The organism is Lysobacter sp. CA199 (assembly GCF_052078715.1).
GTDB lineage: Bacteria > Pseudomonadota > Gammaproteobacteria > Xanthomonadales > Xanthomonadaceae > Lysobacter.
The window spans coordinates 227,952-241,435 of the sequence record NZ_JBQJIL010000008.1 but is presented as its reverse complement, the minus strand read 5'-3'; the positions used below and the strand labels follow the sequence as shown (position 1 = coordinate 241,435).

At 67.7% G+C, this 13,484-nt stretch carries 12 protein-coding genes; 7 read left to right on the top strand and 5 right to left on the bottom strand.

The genetic code is table 11. The features are described 5' to 3' along the window. Nucleotides 1-69: 69 nt before the first annotated feature. Complete coding sequence (gene msrB / locus ACTOWJ_RS16125; protein WP_441335646.1) at nt 70-525, bottom strand: peptide-methionine (R)-S-oxide reductase MsrB; 456 nt, start codon at nt 523-525, stop codon at nt 70-72. 163 nt (nt 526-688) lie between these two features. Between msrB and lptD the strand changes: the two genes are divergently transcribed. The 7 genes from lptD to ACTOWJ_RS16090 all read left to right on the top strand — a co-directional run bounded on the left by lptD (nt 689) and on the right by ACTOWJ_RS16090 (nt 8,766). Then, nucleotides 689-3,262 carry an LPS assembly protein LptD gene (gene lptD, locus ACTOWJ_RS16120; protein WP_441335645.1) on the top strand — a complete coding sequence of 858 codons (2,574 nt, stop codon included), beginning with the start codon at nt 689-691 and terminating at the stop codon, nt 3,260-3,262. After that, entirely contained in the window at nt 3,259-4,647 is a 1,389-nt protein-coding gene (locus ACTOWJ_RS16115) for a peptidylprolyl isomerase (RefSeq protein WP_441335644.1), read from the top strand. The genes lptD and ACTOWJ_RS16115 overlap by 4 nt, the downstream gene beginning before the upstream one ends. A 1-nt stretch (nt 4,648) precedes the next feature. Further along, nucleotides 4,649-5,638 carry a 4-hydroxythreonine-4-phosphate dehydrogenase PdxA gene (pdxA, locus tag ACTOWJ_RS16110; RefSeq protein ID WP_441335643.1) on the top strand — a complete coding sequence of 330 codons (990 nt, stop codon included), beginning with the start codon at nt 4,649-4,651 and terminating at the stop codon, nt 5,636-5,638. Then, on the top strand, nt 5,635-6,474 hold the full coding sequence (gene rsmA, locus ACTOWJ_RS16105; protein ID WP_441335642.1) for a 16S rRNA (adenine(1518)-N(6)/adenine(1519)-N(6))-dimethyltransferase RsmA: 840 nt from the start codon (nt 5,635-5,637) through the stop codon (nt 6,472-6,474). The genes pdxA and rsmA overlap by 4 nt, the downstream gene beginning before the upstream one ends. Before the next feature lie 312 nt (nt 6,475-6,786). Further along, a complete protein-coding gene (apaG, locus tag ACTOWJ_RS16100; protein ID WP_441335641.1) occupies nt 6,787-7,170 on the top strand; it encodes a Co2+/Mg2+ efflux protein ApaG in 384 nt (127 codons plus the stop codon). A gap of 13 nt (nt 7,171-7,183) precedes the next feature. Next, on the top strand, nt 7,184-8,065 hold the full coding sequence (locus ACTOWJ_RS16095; protein WP_441335640.1) for a symmetrical bis(5'-nucleosyl)-tetraphosphatase: 882 nt from the start codon (nt 7,184-7,186) through the stop codon (nt 8,063-8,065). A 5-nt stretch (nt 8,066-8,070) separates the two neighbouring features. After that, entirely contained in the window at nt 8,071-8,766 is a 696-nt protein-coding gene (locus ACTOWJ_RS16090) for a DUF1287 domain-containing protein (RefSeq protein WP_441335639.1), read from the top strand. 603 nt (nt 8,767-9,369) lie between these two features. Here ACTOWJ_RS16090 and ACTOWJ_RS16085 read toward each other — a convergent pair. From ACTOWJ_RS16085 to ACTOWJ_RS16070, 4 genes are all read right to left on the bottom strand, one after another. After that, nucleotides 9,370-11,322, bottom strand: coding sequence for an acyl-CoA synthetase (locus ACTOWJ_RS16085; RefSeq protein WP_441335638.1), 1,953 nt, complete (start codon nt 11,320-11,322; stop codon nt 9,370-9,372). Between the two features lie 126 nt (nt 11,323-11,448). Continuing rightward, nucleotides 11,449-11,955 carry a dihydrofolate reductase gene (locus ACTOWJ_RS16080; protein ID WP_441335637.1) on the bottom strand — a complete coding sequence of 169 codons (507 nt, stop codon included), beginning with the start codon at nt 11,953-11,955 and terminating at the stop codon, nt 11,449-11,451. A gap of 38 nt (nt 11,956-11,993) precedes the next feature. Beyond that, on the bottom strand, nt 11,994-12,677 hold the full coding sequence (locus ACTOWJ_RS16075) for a hypothetical protein (RefSeq protein WP_441335636.1): 684 nt from the start codon (nt 12,675-12,677) through the stop codon (nt 11,994-11,996). A gap of 10 nt (nt 12,678-12,687) precedes the next feature. After that, nucleotides 12,688-13,482, bottom strand: a complete 795-nt coding sequence (locus ACTOWJ_RS16070; RefSeq protein WP_441335635.1) for a thymidylate synthase — start codon at nt 13,480-13,482, stop codon at nt 12,688-12,690. Nucleotides 13,483-13,484: the final 2 nt, after the last annotated feature.

The following is a 13,484-nucleotide window of genomic DNA, read 5'->3' as shown; positions in this document are numbered from 1 at the left end:
GACCCCAGGCAACGCAGCCGGACGCAGGTCCGGCTGCGTTCACCCAGGAGCCATGCCGTTGTTGGGGCGCTACTGGCCCATCTCGGACCGTGGCGCGAAATCCAGCGACGCGGAATTGATGCAATAACGCAAGCCAGTGGGACGCGGGCCGTCCGGGAACACGTGCCCCAGATGCGACTCGCAGCGCGCGCATTTGACCTCTACCCTGCGCATTCCGTGACTTTCGTCGACATGTTCGGCCACCGCCTCGGCACTCACAGGCTGGTAATAGCTAGGCCAGCCGCTGCCCGAGTCGTACTTGGTCTCGGAGGAAAACAGCGGCTCGCCGCAGGCCACGCAGGTGTAGGTCCCGGCGTCCTTGTGGTTCCAGTAACGGCCGGTGAAGGCGCGCTCGGTGGCCGAGCAGCGGCAGACTGCGTATTGCTCCGGGGACAACTGCTCGCGCCATTCAGCTTCGCTTTTCTCGGCCGGGGCGGCGGCCGGGTTCGGCTGGGCAGCGGAGTTCGGGCTGGGATGCTGGCTCATGTCTCCTCCAATGGGACGCGCAATGGGACGCGGGGCCGGTCGCTGGAGCGCCGGGCGGCGCTCGCGGAACTGAACGCCATAGCCCGATAGATGGCGCTCGCGTTGCCCGCTTGCAAGGGATACGGCAATCTAACCGCCGTTTTTCCGTCTGCCGGATGCTCGCGTGCGCAAACCCCTCCGCCTGCTCCCGTTGTCGCTGTGCATCGCCATCGCTCTGCCCGCTTATGCGGCCGACGACAACGAGAATTGGGGCCTGTGCCCGCTGATCGACGCGGTGCCGTCCTTCGACGACGCCCCCGCCCCGACCGGCACCGCCGATCAGCGCGCCGCGCAACCCACCGACATCGACGGCGGCACCCTGCAGCGCGGTGCCGACGAGCAGAACATCGTGGTCCAGGACAACGTCCGGCTCAGCCGCGGCGACCAGTTCCTGGGCACCGACAAGCTCAGCTACAACCAGGAATCGGGCAAGTACACGGCCGAAGGCCACGTGCGCTACCAGGATTCGAGCATGCGCCTGGTCGCCGAGCACGCCGAGGGCGACCAGAACGCCGACCAGCACCGCATCGACGACGTCGAATACCAATTGACCTCGCGCCGCGGCAACGGCGGCGCCGAACGCATCGACTTGAACGGCGCCAAGGGCTCGCTGCACGGCTCGACCTATTCGACCTGCGCGCCGAACCAGCGCGTGTGGGAACTGCGCGCGCACCGGATCGATCTGGACACCGAGGAAGGCATGGGCGTGGCGCGCAACGCGACCATCCGGATCGGCAAGATCCCGGTGCTGTACGTGCCGTGGCTGACCTTCCCGATCGACGACCGCCGCCGCACCGGCCTGCTGTATCCCAACATCGGCTTCTCGGGCAAGAACGGTTTCGACTGGCGCCAGCCGATCTACCTCAACCTGGCCCCGAACTACGACGCCACCTTGTTCCCGCGCTACATGAGCAAGCGCGGCATGGCCATCGGCGGCGAGTTCCGCTGGCTGTACGAGAACGGCTCAGGCGAGGTCTCGGGCAACTGGATGCCCAAGGACGACCTGCCGGACAAGGATCCGGGGCGCTACACCGACTACCGCCGCAACGATCCCAGCGGCAGGCTGTTCGAGATCCCCAAAGACCGCATGCCGACCGACAACCGCGGCGAATTCGCGCTCAAGGCCACCCATCGACTCGACGGCACCTGGTACGTCGGCGCCAATCTGGCCTGGGTCAGCGACAAGTATTACCTGCAGGACTTCAGCAACAGCCTGTACGGCCAGTCGGCGACCTCGCTGCGCAGCGAGATCGGCCTGTACGGCCGCGGCCGTTACTGGGACGCCAGCATCATCGCCGACCACAATCAGCTGGCCGACTTCACCCTGCAGGAAACCGCGCTGGCCTACGACCGCCTGCCGCGCGCGACCTTCCACTGGGCCCAACCCTGGAACCGCTGGGTCGAGACCGGCATGGACACCGAGGCCGTGCGGTTCCAGCACGAGGACGTGAAGTTCACTCCCGGCGATCCTGCCGCTCCGACGGGCCTGCGCCGCGAGATTCCCGGCGGCAGCCGCTTCGACATCAAGCCCTACGTCAGCTTCCCGCTGGAAGGCGCGGCCTGGTTCTTCCGGCCCAAGCTGGCCTGGCGCTACACGGCCTACGAACTGGACGGCGAGCTCGCCACCCAGATGGCCAACCAGCAGGCCGACGCCTACGTCCTCGCCCACCGCAACGACCCGGTTCCGGTGGTCAAGACCGACGCGCTGGTGCGCAGCTTCTACAACAAATCGCCGAGCCGCAGCCTGCCGATCACCTCGATCGACGCGGGCATGTACTTCGACCGCGAGACCGAAATCCGCGGCGACCGTTACCTGCACACCCTGGAACCGCGCGTGTTCTACCTGCGCGCGCCGTACCGCGACCAGGACGGCATCCCGCTGTTCGACACCAATCCGATGTCGTTCAGCTGGGGCGCGCTGTTCCGCGACAACCGCTATTCCGGCGCCGACCGCCAGACCGACGCGAACCAGCTCACCACCGCGCTGACGACCCGCCTGATCAACTCCGAGGACGGCCGCGAGCGCCTGTCGGCCAGCATCGGCCAGATCCAGTACTTCGACGACATCCGCGTCGTCGCCGGCTCGGAAACCCCGATCAAGCAGGGCAAGTCGGCCTGGGTCGCCGATGTCGGCGTCTCGCCGAGCGACCGCTGGACCATCAACGCGACCTACCAGTGGGATCCGCGCCTGCGCAGCGAGGACGTGGCGACCTTCCGCGCCCGTTATCTGTTCGGCAACGCCGGCGTGGTCAACTTCGCCTACCGCTACCGCCGCAACCTGGCCGCGCCGCTGGACGCCACGCGCGATGTGCGCGACCAGTACGAGCAGGCCGATTTCTCCTTCCTGTACCCGATCAACAACAACTGGAGCGTGGTCGGCCGCTACTACTACTCGATCAAGGACAAGCGTCCCCTCGAGCAGATCGCCGGCGTGCAGTGGGAAAGCTGCTGCCTGGCGGTACGCGCCATCGCCCGCCGCTACCAGCGCAACCGCTCCGAAGACCTCAACAGCTCCTTTCAGGTGGAGTTCGAACTCAAGGGTCTAGGCTCAGCCGGCCAGAACACGGAGCGCGTTTTGCGCCGTGCTATTCTCGGCTATAACCGCGACGACCTTTATCTGGCGCCGCCGTCTCCCACGGTCAGCCGCGAAAACCGCGGCAACGACGCCGACGACTCGACCCTCGACCCGACCCTATGAACAAACGTTTCGCGAGCCCCCCGCTCTTCGGGGCAGTTGTCGCTGGATTCCTTGCCGCCGGTCTGCTGTTCAACAGCGCCTACGCTCAGGATGTCCAGCCGATCGACCGTATCGCCGCGGTGGTGGACGAGGACGTGATCCTCAAGACCGAGCTCGACCGCGCCGTCGCCAACATCCTGACCCAGTACGCCGGCCGCAGCGAACAGCTGCCGCCGCGCGACGTGCTCGAGCGCCAGGTGCTCGAGCGCCTGATCCTGCTCAAGATCCAGGTCGCCCAGGCCCAGGGCACCGGCGTGCGCGTGACCGATCAGGAAATCGATCAGGCCATCGGCAGCATCGCCCAGTCCAACAAGCTCACCGTCGATCAGCTGCGCCAGCAACTGGCGCGCGACGGCAGCTCCTACCCGGACTTCCGCGCCTCGATCCGCGACGAACTGCTGGTCCAGCGCCTGCGCCAGCGCTTCGCCCAGACCCGGGTCTCGGTCAGCGACGCCGAAATCGACGCCGCGCTCAAGGCCCAGGCCAATACCGGTACCCAGTTCCACCTGGCCCACATCCTGGTCGCCCTGCCCGAAGGCGCCACGCCCGAGCAGATCGCCACCGCGCAGAAGAAGATCGACGGCGTGAAGACGCTGATCGCCAAGGGCGAGATGGACTTCAACGCCGCCGCCGTGCGCTATTCCGACAGCCCCAACGCGCTGGAAGGCGGCGATCTGGGCTGGCGCAGCCAGGACGAAATCCCGGCCGCGTTCGGCGAGATGATGAAGTCGATGAAGGCCGGCGAAGTCACCGACCCGATCCGCGGCCCCAGCGGCTTCCAACTGCTCAAGCTGGTCGAAGTGCGCGACGCCTCCCAGGCCGCTCCGCAGATGGTCACCCAGTACCACGCCCGCCACATCCTGGTGCGCATCGGCGACACCACCAGCGAAGCGCAGGCCAAGGCCAAGGCCGAAACCCTGCGCGCGCGCATCGCCGGCGGCGCCAAGTTCGAGGACGTGGTCAAGGAAAGCTCGGAAGACCTGGGCAGCCAGGGCAAGGGCGGCGATCTGGGTTGGTTCACCCAGGACGAGTTCGGTCCCGAGTTCGGCCGCGCGGTCTCTTCGCTGAACGACAACGACATCTCGCAGCCGATCCACACCACCGCCGGCTATCACATCGTCCAGCGCCTGGGCACGCGTCAGAGCGACATGGCCGACCAGAGCAAGCGCGCCCAGGTCCAGGAGACCATCGGCCGGCGCAAGCTCGAGGAAGAGTGGAACCGCTTCCTGCGCGAGAAGCGCGGCGAAGCCTTCGTCGACTTCCGCATCGGCAAGAGTGCCGAAGCGAACGCGCCGGGCGCCGAAGCCATCGAAACCACCGTTCCGGTCAAACCGGCCGGCGGTTGAGATGACCCCGCCCCGGCTCGCGCTGGTGCCGGGCGAGCCGGCCGGCGTCGGGCCGGAGCTGTGCGTGCGGCTGCTGCAACAGCCGCGCGACTACGATCTGGTCGGCTTCGCCGATCCTCGCAGCCTGCGCGCCGCGGCCGACGCGCTCGGCCTGCCCCTGACCCTGCTGCCGCCCGATCGCCCCTCCCGGGCGCCGGGCGAGCTCGCCCTGGTCGAGATCCCCAATCCGGTCCTGCCGGCCTTCGGCACGCCCGAGCCGGCCAATGCCGCCGCGGTGATCCGGGCGCTGCTGGAGGGCGCCCAGGGCTGCCTGGACGGGACGTATGAGGGCTTGGTGACCGGCCCGGTGCACAAGGCCGTCATCAACGAGGGCGGCATCGCCTACACCGGCACCACCGAGTTGCTGGCCCGGCAGGCCGGATGCGAAGTGGTGATGATGCTCGCCAACGACATCGTCCGGGTCGGCCTGGCCACCACTCACCTGCCCTTGCGCGCGGTCGCCGACGCGATCGAACCGGTCTCGCTGACCCATACCCTGCGCACCGTCGCCGCCGCCCTGCGCTCCGACTTCGGCATCGAGCGCCCGCGCATCGCCGTGCTTGGGCTCAACCCGCACGCCGGCGAAGCCGGGCACCTGGGCATGGAAGAGATCGAAGTGATCGAACCGGTCCTGGCCGCCTTGCGCGGCGAGGGCCTGGACCTGATCGGCCCGCTGCCCGCCGACACCGCCTTCCTGCCGGCCAAGCTGCGCGGCTTCGACGCGGTGCTGGCGATGTACCACGACCAGGGCCTGCCGGTACTCAAGTACAGCGGCTTCGAACGCGCCGTGAACCTGACCCTGGGGCTACCCTATCCGCGCGTGGCGGTCGATCACGGCACCGCGCTGGACCTGGCCGGCCGCGGCCTGGCCGACCCGTCCAGCCTGATCGCCGCCGCCCAGACCTGCGCGCACATCGCACGCACCCGCCGCTCATCCGGAGCCACGCCATGACCGGCACCGCCAAGACCCACGCCAAGGGCTTCAAGCCCGAAGCGAAAAAACATCTCGGCCAGCACTTCCTGCACGACGCGGGGATCATCTCGATGATCGTCCACGCCGTCGATCCGCAGCCGGGCGACCGCCTCGTCGAGATCGGCCCCGGCCAGGGCGCGATCACCTTTCCGCTGCTGGACCGCCACGGCGAACTGACCGTGATCGAGTTCGATCGCGATCTGATCTTCCCGCTCACCGAGGGCGCGCGCGCCCATGGCACGCTGGAAGTGATCCATCGCGACGTATTGACCGTCGATTTCGCTGCCCTGGCGCACAACGGCGGCCCGATCCGACTGGTCGGCAACCTGCCTTACAACCTGTCCTCGCCGATCCTGTTCCATGCCCTGGACCATGCCGGCTCGATCCGCGACATGCACTTCATGCTGCAGAAGGAAGTCGTCGACCGCATGGCCGCCGGCCCCGGCAGCAAGGTCTACGGCCGGTTGAGCGTGATGCTGCAGGCGTATTGCCAGGTGATCGCGCTGTTCGACGTGCCGCCGGCCGCGTTCCGGCCGCCGCCGAAGGTGGATTCGGCGGTGGTGCGGATGATTCCGCATCCGCCCGAGAAGATCGGCATCGACGACCACGCCTTGTTCGCGCGCGTGGTCCGCGACGCCTTCGGCCAGCGCCGCAAGACCCTGCGCAACGCGCTCTCGCAGATCTGCGAAGGCGCCGCGATCGAAGCCGCGGGCCTGCGCCCGGACGCGCGCGCCGAGCAGATCGAGGTGGCCGACTTCGTGCGCCTGAGCAATTGGCTCAAGGCGAACGGAACGATCGAACCGGAACCCAAGTGAGCCGGCTGAGTTGGCTCAAGGCGAACGGAACGATCGAGCCCGAGCCGCACTGAGCCGACGGGCCGCATCGCCCCTGCCGAGCGAGCGCGGACCCGCCCCAAGACGCGAATCCCTGCGAGCCTCATCGCGCGTATACGCACTGCGAAGCGCCGCGTGTGCCGTGTTCCGGGCGGACCGAGGCCCACGCGCCACCGGCGGCCGCCACGCGGCCCGCGGGTTCGCCGCGATCGGTCGATTGCCCGTTTGCGCCGCGTTATCCGTTATTTTCCAGACTCATTCCCGCTTCATCCCAGCTTTGCTTAAACTGCCGCCATGAACCCCTCGCCCGACTACGTCTTCGACATCGACGTCGCCACCCGTTACTTGGACGACCAGTCCGAGCCGGAGCAGGACCGCTATGTCTTCGCCTACACCATCCACATCCGCAACACCGGCAAGATTCCCGCGCGCCTGATGTCGCGCCACTGGGTCATCACCGACGCCAACGGCAAGGTGCAGGAAGTGCGCGGCGACGGCGTGGTCGGCGAACAACCGTGGCTGCGCCCCGGCGACGACTACGAATACACCTCGGGCGCCGTGCTGGAGACCAGCCTGGGAACGATGGAGGGCAGCTACGCGATGGTGGCCGACGACGGCACCCAATTCGAAGCGCCGGTTCCGACGTTCACGCTCACCATTCCGCGCACCCTGCATTGAGCGCGGACGGCGTATGAGCGTTTGGGCAATAGGCGACCTGCAAGGTTGTTACGACGCCACCCAGCGGCTGCTGGAACGAATCGCGTTCGATCCGGCGCAAGACCAACTGTGGTTCTGCGGCGATCTGGTCAACCGCGGCGGGCAATCGCTGGAAACCCTGCGGCTGGTGCATTCGCTGCGCGAGCACAGCGTGACCGTGCTCGGCAATCACGATCTGTCCTTGCTGGCGATCGGCCAGCGCACCGAGGAAGAGAAGCGCAAGGTCAATCCCGACTTGCAGCGCGTCGTCCTGGCCGAGGACGGGCCGATGCTGCTGGATTGGCTGCGCCTGCAGAAGCTGGTCCACACCGACCGCAAACTCGGCTGGATGATGGTGCACGCCGGCCTGGCGCCGAATTGGACCACCACGATGGCCGAGCGCCACGCGCGCGAGGTCGAGGAGCGCTTGCACAGCGATCAGTACCGGCGCCTGCTCAAGAACATGTACGGCGATCGGCCGGCGTGGAATCCCAAGCTGGCCGGCATCGACCGCCATCGCGCGATCATCAACATCTTCACCCGTCTGCGCTATTGCACGCCGCGCGGCCGCATCGCGTTCGAGGACAAGGGCAGCCCGGGCACGCAGCCGGTCGGTCTGTATCCGTGGTACGAAGTGCCCGGCCGCGCCGAGCGCGACCTGAAGATCGTGTGCGGGCATTGGTCCACGCTGGGCTTGTTCATCGGCCATGGCGTGCACGCGATCGACACCGGCGCGGTCTGGGGCGGCAAGCTCACCGCGCTGCAACTGGACACCGACGAGCTGCGGCTGGTGCAGGTGCCCGGCCGCGACGTGCCCGCGCATCCGCCGCGGCCGCGACCGCCGCAAGCGCCGCGGCCGACGCAGGGGCAAGGCTGAGCCGCATGCGCCACGGACGGCGTCGATTCGCATCGATCCTGGCGGCGGTCGCGACGACCGTCCTGCTCGCCGCTTGCTCGCGCGCGCCGCAACCGCCGGAGCCGTCGAAAACCGCTGCGCGCAACGATCCCGCGCGCAGCGCGCAAGTGCCCGCCGCACCTTCGCCGCCGCTGGTAGCCGCGGCGCGCGCGCAGATCGGCGTGACCCGCTACTACGACCCCGCCTATGTCCGCCTGGCCTATCCCGGCGGCGACGTCGCCGCCGAGCGCGGCGTGTGCACCGACGTGGTGATCCGCGCGCTGCGCACCCAGGGCATCGACCTGCAGCAGACCGTGCACGAAGACATGCGCGCCCATTTCGCCAGCTACCCGACGATCTGGCGCGCGAATTCCACCGACCGCAACATCGATCACCGCCGAGTGCCGAACCTGCAACGCTGGTTCGAACGCCAGCGCTGGTCGTTGCCGGTCAGCGACCGCGCGGCCGATTATCGTCCCGGCGATCTGGTCACCTGGGAACTGCGCAGCGGCGTGCCACATATCGGCATCGTCTCCGACCGCAAATCCTGGGACCGCCAACGCCCACTGATGCTGCACAACATCGCGCGCGGCACCCAGGAAGACGACGTGCTGTTCGACTACACGATCACCGGGCATTACCGTCCGGTGTTGAAGAGCGGCGCGGCGACTGCGGCGCGTTGAGTATCGAGTATCGAGGCCCGCAGCGCTGAGGCTTGTCGGCATCGAGGCATCAAGGCATCAAGGCATCGGGCATCGGGCATCGGGCATTGAAGCAAGCCACGAAGTCTTTTGTGGGAGGGGCTTCAGCCCCGACGCTTTTCGGCCCGACATGGCGATCTGACCGAAAAGCGTCGGGGCTGAAGCCCCTCCCACAAAGACCTCGCAGCCACGAAGAGCGCCAACTCATCCCCGCACGAACGCAGCTCGAAAGCAGTTCGGACGCGAAGGCGTACAGGCCGAGAATCCGCGCCGCCGTATCGGCCTGCGCCGGATCGCGCAAGCGCACTTCGACCACCATGCCGCGCGATCTGACCGAAAAGCGTCGGGGCTGAAGCCCCTCCCACATAGACCTCGCAGCCGCGAAGAACGCCAACTCATCCCCACACGAACGCAGCTCGAAAGCAGCTCGGACGCGAAGGCGTACAGGCCGAGAATCCGCGCCGCTATATCGGCCTGCGCCGGATCGCGCAAGCGCACTTCGGCCACCATGCGCGCGATCTGACCGAAAAGCGTCGGAGCTGAAGCCCCTCCCACATAGATCTCGCAGCCGCGAACATCGCGAGCTCAATCCCCGTCCGAGCCCAGCTCGAACGCGAAGGCGTACAGGCCGAGGATCCGCGCCGCCGTATCGGCCTGCGCCGGATCGCGCAAGCGCACTTCGACCACCACGCCGCGCGATCCTTGTTCGCGCACCGCCAGCGACTGCGTGGCCACCTCGCCTTCGTCCAGGGCCTGGCGCAATGCATCGGCGATCTCGCGCTGCTTCAGCGCCGGCTTGTAGATCTTGCCGACCGGCGTCAGCGGCAGAGCGTCGACGATATGGATCGCGCGCGGCACCGCCGCGCGTTCGGCCACCTGCTCGCGGGCGAAGTTCAACAGTTCTTCCTCGCTCGCGCTCGCGCCGGCCTGCAATTGCACGTATGCCACCGGCACCTCGCCGGCGTGCGCGTCCGGCCGCCCGACCGCGGCGGCCATCGCCACCGCCGGATGCCGATGCAGCGGCGCCTCGATCGACGCCGGGTCGATATTGTGGCCGCCGCGGATGATCAGATCCTTGCGCCGGCCGGTGAGCCAGAAATACCCGTCTGCATCCTGCCGCCCCAGGTCGCCGGTGTTGAGCCAGCGCAACCCGTCGCCGCAATCGATCCATACCTCGCGGTTCTGCGCGGGGTCCTTGTAGCCGGCGAACACGTTCGGCCCGCTGACCGCGACGACGCCGATCTCCTCGATCGCGCAATCGCGCAGATAAGCGCCGGTCTCATCGAGCACCACCGCCTTCATCCGCTGACCCGGCAGACGCAGGCCGATCGAACCCACGCGGCGTTCTCCGAACGGCGGGTTGAGGCTGCTCACGCACGTCGATTCGGTCAGCCCGTAGCCTTCCAGAATCTTCAGGCCGGTGCGTTCCTGAAAGCCGCGGAACACCTCCACCGGCATCGGCGCCGCGCCGCACAGTCCGTATTCCAGCGACGACACGTCGCGACCGGCGACCGGCACCTGCATCAGCGCCGCGTACAGGGTCGGCACGCCGCTGAAGAAATGGATGCGGTGTCGCTCGACCAGTTCCCAAAAGCGCTGCACCACGCCCTCGCCGCGATAGCCCTGCGGCGTGCCCAGGATCACGTGCGCGCCGAGCGAAAACGGCATCAGGCCCGTCGCCATGGTCGCATTGACGTGAAACAGCGGCAGGCCGCAGAACAGATTCTTGTTCGAACCCATGCCCTCGCCGAAGAATCGCGCCGCGCTCCAGGCATTGGCGACCTCGTTGCCGTGGGTGCGCACCGCGATTTTCGGCAGGCCGGTGGTGCCGCCGGTGCAGAAGTAGGACGAACGATCCGAGGCCTCGATGCGGCGGCCGCTGTCGAGTCCCTCGCCTTGCCGCGCCCGCGTGGCGCGTTCGAAATCGTGGATATCGATCCGCGCCGGCACCGCGCCGCGCAGACCGCTCCAGCCGTGCAGACGCCAGCGTTCGCGCCGCCCGAGCAAACGCGCGGCCATCCGCTTGGGCCCCGGCACATGCCGCGCCAGATCGACCAGCAGCAAATGACGCAGGCCGCTCGCCGCCGGCAGGGCTTTGAGCACGCGCGACCACAGGTCCACGCCCGGGAACGGCGCCAACGTCACCAGGATGCTGGCGCCGGCTTCTGCCAGCAGCGCTCCGATCGCCTCGGCGTCGAGCAGCGGATTGATCGCCATGACGATGCCCGCGGCCTCGCCGCCCCACAGCACGAAGTGGGTTTCCGGAAGATTCGGCAGCACGTAGGCGATCACCGAATCGGGCCTCGCGCCCAGGGCATGAAACGTATTGGCGCTGCGATGGATCTGGCGCAGGAACTGCGCGTAGCTCCAACACTCGGCGCGGGCGTGGTCGTCGGTGCGCAGGAAGAACGACAAGGCCGGCGCATCCGGGTCGAGCGCCGCGCCGCGCGCGATCATCTCCAGCGTGTTCGACGGCAAGTCCGGCGGACCCGCGCTTTCCAAGGCTTCGATATCGCGTAGAGAACCGATTCCGCTCATGCGCCGCCACTCCGTCGTGGGAGCCGGCGCCGGTTCGCGCCGCGCTCGTGTCCGCGTCACTGTGCCGCAATCGCCGCGCCGCAATCGCAACCGGCTTCAAGATTCGTCGTGCGCGGTCGGCGCGACTCAGTCCATGCCGACCCGCGCGTAGTCGACGAACTCGAAGTCGAATTCGTTGCGCGCGTCGGCCGCGTGCGACTCGCGCCATTCCACCCGCCACTCGCCGCTGTCGAAACGCGGGAAGAACGCGTCGGCCCCGATGACCTGGGTATCGACCCGGGTCAAGTGCATGCGCGCGGCCGAGGCCAGGCACAGCGCGTAGACCTCGCCGCCGCCGATCACGCACAACTCGGCGGCGCCGTCGGTCTGGGCCCGCTCCAATGCCTGTTCGGTCGAGCCCACCGCCTCCATGCCGGCGAACGGCACCTCACCGGACCGGGTCAGCACCAGGTTGCGCCGTCCGGGCAGCGCGCGACCCAGCGACTGCGCGGTCTTGCGCCCCATCAGCAGCGGCTTGCCCAGGGTCAACGCCTTGAAGCGTTTGAGATCGTCGGACAAACGCCACGGCAATGCGTTGTCGCGGCCGATGGCGTGGTTGCGGTCGAGCGCGGCGATCAGTACCAGACGGGTCATGCGGAACTCCTTGCGCCGTGGCGGTCAGGCGGACGGGATCACTTGAGCGAATCCGAAAGGCGTCCTTGCGCGACGAAATCCCCGTCGCCGGGGTCGATCTCGCCGTACTCGACATCGTCGAGCTTCCATCGGCCATCCTCGCGCACCATCGACGCGCGATTGTTCCGACGCACGGTCACATCCGAATCGACGCAGACGAATTCGATCTCGAAACTTTCCCGGCCCGGTCCGAGCACACTGCGCTTGCCGAGCTCGAACCCGGTCACGCCGTCGGCCAAGCCGGAAAACATATCGCCCTCGATGTAGGGCGGCTTCAAGCCGGGCTCCTGCGCGATCATGCGATCGCGTTCGCGCGCGGCCGGCTCCATCAGCGCCAGCAAGCGCCTGGACAGCAGCGGCCGGTAACGCGCGAGGTCTTCGCCGACCGGCAGGCCGCTGGCGTGCAGCTGCAGATGCAGGCGGTAGAACGCATGCGCCGCGTCGGCCGCACTGCCGTCGGGCAAGGACACGTCGGCTTCGGGTTCGGCACGTACGCCAGGTTCGATCGGGGCCTTGGGCGGCAATGGTTCCGGCAGCGCTTTCAGCGCCGATCCCGCCTGTGGCGCCACGGTCTGCAACGCGATCGAGGAGTCTTCGCCGGGCCGCATGCATGCGCTCAGGCACGGCAACAGCAACAGCGCCCACCCCGCCACGCGCAGTCGCGACGACGGCGCGGACGTCACCTCGCCATCCTCAAACCGCCACCGGCGCCTTGATCGCCGGCAAGGGGTCGTAGCCTTCGATGGCGATGTCCTCGTAGCTGAAACCGAAGATATCGCTCACCTGCGGATTGAGCTTCAAGGTCGGCAATGCGCGCGGCGTGCGCGAGAGCTGTTCGCGCGCCTGATCGTAGTGATTCGAGTACAGATGCGCGTCGCCGAGGGTATGGACGAAATCGCCCACGCCCAGGCCGCAGATCTGCGCGACCATATGGGTCAGCAGCGCGTAGCTGGCGATGTTGAACGGCACGCCGAGGAAGATGTCGCCGCTGCGCTGATAGAGCTGGCAGCTGAGCTTACCGTCGGCGACGTAGAACTGGAACAGCGCATGGCAGGGCATCAGCGCCATCCGCGGCAGGTCGGCCACGTTCCAGGCGCTGACGATCAGCCGGCGCGAATCGGGATTACGCTTGATTTCGTCGATCACCCAGCGGATCTGATCGATCTCCACGCCGTCGGCGCCGGACCAGCGTCGCCATTGCTTGCCGTAGACCGGCCCGAGCTCGCCGTCGCCATCGGCCCACTCGTCCCAGATGCTGACCTTGTGGTCCTTGAGATAGGCGATGTTGGTTTCGCCCTTCAGGAACCACAGCAGCTCGTGCACGATCGAGCGCAGGTGCAGCTTCTTGGTGGTGACCAACGGAAACCCGGCGTTCAAGTCGAACCGAAGCTGCCAGCCGAACACGCTGCGCGTGCCGGTGCCGGTGCGATCGGCCTTCTCCGCACCGTGCTCGAGTACATGACGAAGCAGATCGAGGTATTGCTGCATGG